This window comes from Kocuria rosea (assembly GCF_023715525.1).
Classification (GTDB): domain Bacteria; phylum Actinomycetota; class Actinomycetes; order Actinomycetales; family Micrococcaceae; genus Kocuria; species Kocuria rosea_A.
The window spans coordinates 1-3,226 of the sequence record NZ_JAMBOG010000048.1 but is presented as its reverse complement, the minus strand read 5'-3'; the positions used below and the strand labels follow the sequence as shown (position 1 = coordinate 3,226).

General features: G+C 75.9%; 5 protein-coding genes. All 5 read right to left on the bottom strand.

Going from position 1 to position 3,226, the window contains the following annotated elements:
- On the bottom strand, window positions 1-590 hold a 590-nt coding region (locus M3185_RS16885), incomplete at its 3' end, for a GNAT family N-acetyltransferase (protein ID WP_251334833.1).
- Window positions 591-706: 116 nt separating this feature from the next.
- Window positions 707-1,189 carry a hypothetical protein gene (locus M3185_RS16880; RefSeq protein WP_251334832.1) on the bottom strand — a complete coding sequence of 161 codons (483 nt, stop codon included), beginning with the start codon at window positions 1,187-1,189 and terminating at the stop codon, window positions 707-709.
- 56 nt (window positions 1,190-1,245) lie between these two features.
- Entirely contained in the window at window positions 1,246-1,617 is a 372-nt protein-coding gene (locus M3185_RS16875) for a hypothetical protein (RefSeq protein ID WP_251334831.1), read from the bottom strand.
- Window positions 1,617-2,666 carry a tRNA pseudouridine(55) synthase TruB gene (truB, locus tag M3185_RS16870; RefSeq protein ID WP_251334830.1) on the bottom strand — a complete coding sequence of 350 codons (1,050 nt, stop codon included), beginning with the start codon at window positions 2,664-2,666 and terminating at the stop codon, window positions 1,617-1,619. The genes M3185_RS16875 and truB overlap by 1 nt, the downstream gene beginning before the upstream one ends.
- Before the next feature lie 21 nt (window positions 2,667-2,687).
- Complete coding sequence (rbfA, locus tag M3185_RS16865; RefSeq protein ID WP_251334829.1) at window positions 2,688-3,137, bottom strand: 30S ribosome-binding factor RbfA; 450 nt, start codon at window positions 3,135-3,137, stop codon at window positions 2,688-2,690.
- Window positions 3,138-3,226: the final 89 nt, after the last annotated feature.

The following is a 3,226-nucleotide window of genomic DNA, read 5'->3' as shown; positions in this document are numbered from 1 at the left end:
GGGCCGTCCCACGCCGCCTGCGGGGCGCGGGGGTCGCCGGCGGCGAGGGTCAGCAGCCAGGCATCCACGGAGGCGCCGCGCTGGGCCATGAAGCCGTCGATCCGCACCGGCGACCGGAAGCCCAGCCGCCACGCGAGCTTGCGGCTGGCCCAGTTGGGGACCTTGGCCATCCAGTAAGCATAGGTGAGCCCCCGCGCGGCGAAGGCGTGGTCGAGCAGCAGCCGGCAGGCGGCCTCCGCGGCGCCGGTGCCCCGGGCGTGCGGGCCGAAGTTGAGCCCGACGTCGGCCGTGGTCCCCCGCAGGGCGTTGAGCCCGACGGTGCCCAGGAGCCGGTCGGTCGCGGCGTCGGCCACCGCCCAGTTGTGCTCCTGGCCCGCGCGCCACGCCTCCGGGACGAACTGCTCGACGTACCAGCGGGCGTCGTCCTCGGTGTAGTTCAGCGGCACGGTGGTGTACTCGGCCGCCACGGGGTCCGCGCAGTTCAGGGCCAGTTGCGGGACGTCCCGCGGCTCCAGCCGGCGCAGGACCACGGTGCCGTCGGTCAGGACGGGCACGTCGTAGCGCTCGGCGGCGTCGGGGCATGCGGGCATGGGCGGGGTTCCTTCCGGGACGGGGCGGCGGGCGGGCCGGGCGGGCGTCACGGCACCCGCACGAGCCTACCCGCTGCGCGGCGGCGGGGCCGCACGGGACGGGCGGCCGGGAGGGCTCAGGCCGGGGCGGCGTCCCGGCGGGGCCTGCTGCGCCACAGCCAGGCGAGCCCCACCAGCGGCAGCACGAGCGGGACGTAGCCGTAGCCCTGGCCGAAGTGGGACCACACGCTCTGCTCGGGGAACAGCCCGGGGGCGAGCACCGAGAGCAGGCCCACGCCCAGCACGCCGAGCAGCTCGACGAGCACGGCGGCCGTGGCCAGGCGGTGCCAGCGGGCCCCGGGGCGGGCGAGGGCGACGGTCGCCAGGACGTAGACGGCGGCGGCGAACGCCGAGAGCAGGTAGGGCAGCGGGGCGGCGCCGAAGTCGGTGAGGACCTGGTACAGCGACCGGACGCCGGCGGAGAGGGAGAAGACCGCGTAGACCACGGTGATCAGCCGCCCGAAGCCGGAGGATTTGCGGTCGGCGCGCACGGCGCCGGCCCGGGGGCCGAAGCGCTGCTGGAGCCGGGTGGGACCGGGGTCGGAGGGCTGCTGCGGCATGAGGGAGGGCTCCTGCGCGGTTCGGGTCGGACGGGGAGGGGTGGCGGCGGCGGGGCTCACTGGTAGTACCAGATGAAGTTCATCCGGTAGACCATGATCGCCACGACCGGGCCGGCGGCCGCCAGCACGTAGTTGGACCAGCTCGAGCGCTCCACAAGCGACCACACGAACGTCCCCGCGGGGATCAGCAGGGCGGTGAGCAGGTAGCCCCAGTACTCGAGGGCCGAGCCGGTGGGGCCCGGGCCCACGACGTGCATCACGACCGAGCCGAGCGCGTAGACCAGCAGGAACGCCTCGAGCAGCAGCACCGAGCCCTGCGTGAAGTCGTCCGGGCGCCGCCCGCGCATGGCCTGCGCCGCGCAGAGCAGGAACGACAGCGCGCCCAGCACCACGGACGCCCAGAACCACGCGTCGTAGCCCCAGAGCATCAGGACGGCTCCCCGGAGGCGTGCGGCGCGGGGCCGGGGGGCACGAACCGCTCCCCCGGCAGGAACACGAGCACGGGCTTGGCGGTGCGCTCCCCGCGGTGGCCGCGGTCGCAGAGCAGGGCGACGAGCCGGCCGTCCGGGGCGAACCCGGCGGTGACGGCGTCGTTGTCGAGGGGCCCGTCGGCGGGGTCGCCGAGGCTGGGCCCGATCCGCCGGCCGTGGGCGGTGTCCTCGGCCTCGGCGGCGCTCAGCCGGCGGACCGGGAAGAGCCCGGCGGCGGCCTCCTCGATGCTCGTGACGGGCAGGGTCCGGCCCGCGGCCACCCGCTCGGTGAGCTCCTCGAGGGTCGCGGCGGAGCCCAGGGTCAGCGAGCCCACCCGGGTGCGGCGCAGCGCGGTCAGGTGCCCGCCGACGCCCAGGTCCGCGCCCAGGTCCCGGGCCAGGGCGCGCACATAGGTGCCGGAGCTGCACGTGACGGTCGCCTCGACGTCTAGGACCGGTCGTCCGGCGCCGTCCGTGGTGCGCACGACGCGGTGGACGTCGAACGCGGAGACGGTTACGGGCCGGGCGGCGAGTTCCACGTCCTGCCCGGCGCGGACCTGGGCGTAGGCGCGGCGGCCGCCGACCTTGATGGCGCTGACCTGCGCGGGCACCTGGAGGAGGGCCCCGGTGAGGCGGGCGGCCCCGGCGGTGACGGCCTCGTCGGTCACCGCGGTCACGGCGGCGGGGTCGGCGACGCCGACGAGCTCGCCCTCGGCGTCGTCGGTCACCGTGCTCTGGCCCAGCCGCACGGTGGTCTCGTAGGTCTTGTCCTGGCCGACGACGTAGGTCAGCAGGCGGGTGGCCTTCTCGACGCCGACGACGAGGACGCCGGTGGCCATGGGGTCGAGGGTCCCCGCGTGGCCGACCTTGCGGGTGCCGGCGAGGCGCCGCATGCGGGCGACGACGTCGTGGCTGGTCCAGCCGGCGGGCTTGTCCACGACCACGAGCCCGGACACCGTCGGCAGGGACGGGTCCGGGCTCGGGACGTCAGCGTGTGCTCGGGTCACCGGGACGGTGCCTCCGGGCGCTCAGCGGTCCGCGGAGGACTCGTCGTCCTCCTCGGCCGGCTTCCGGTAGGGGTCCTCCCCGGCCGCGTAGGCGGCCCGGGCGGCCTGCGCCGCGACCTCGGCGTCCTTCTCCCGGGCCGCGCGCAGCACCTCCTCGAGGTGGGAGGCGTTCACGGGAATCTCGTCGGGGACGAACGTGAGGGTCGGGGTGAGGCGGGCCGTGATGTTGCGCCCGACCTCGGCGCGCAGGACGCCCTTGGCGGACTCCAGGGCCGCCCGGGTGCTCTCCTGCTCGTCGGCGGTGCCGAAGACCGTGTAGTAGAGGGTGGCGTGCTGGAGGTCGTTGGTGACCCGGGCGTCGGTGATGGTCACGAACCCCAGCCGGGGGTCCTTGACGCGGCGCTCGAGCGCCTGGGCCACGACGACCTTGATCCGGTCGGCGAGTCGGGCGGCGCGTGCGGCGTCGGCCATGGTGGGTGCTCCTCGGGTCGAGAACGGATGGGGGTGCGGCGGGGGGGGGGGGGGGCCGGGTCGGACGGGCTCATGCGCGATCCTTGTTG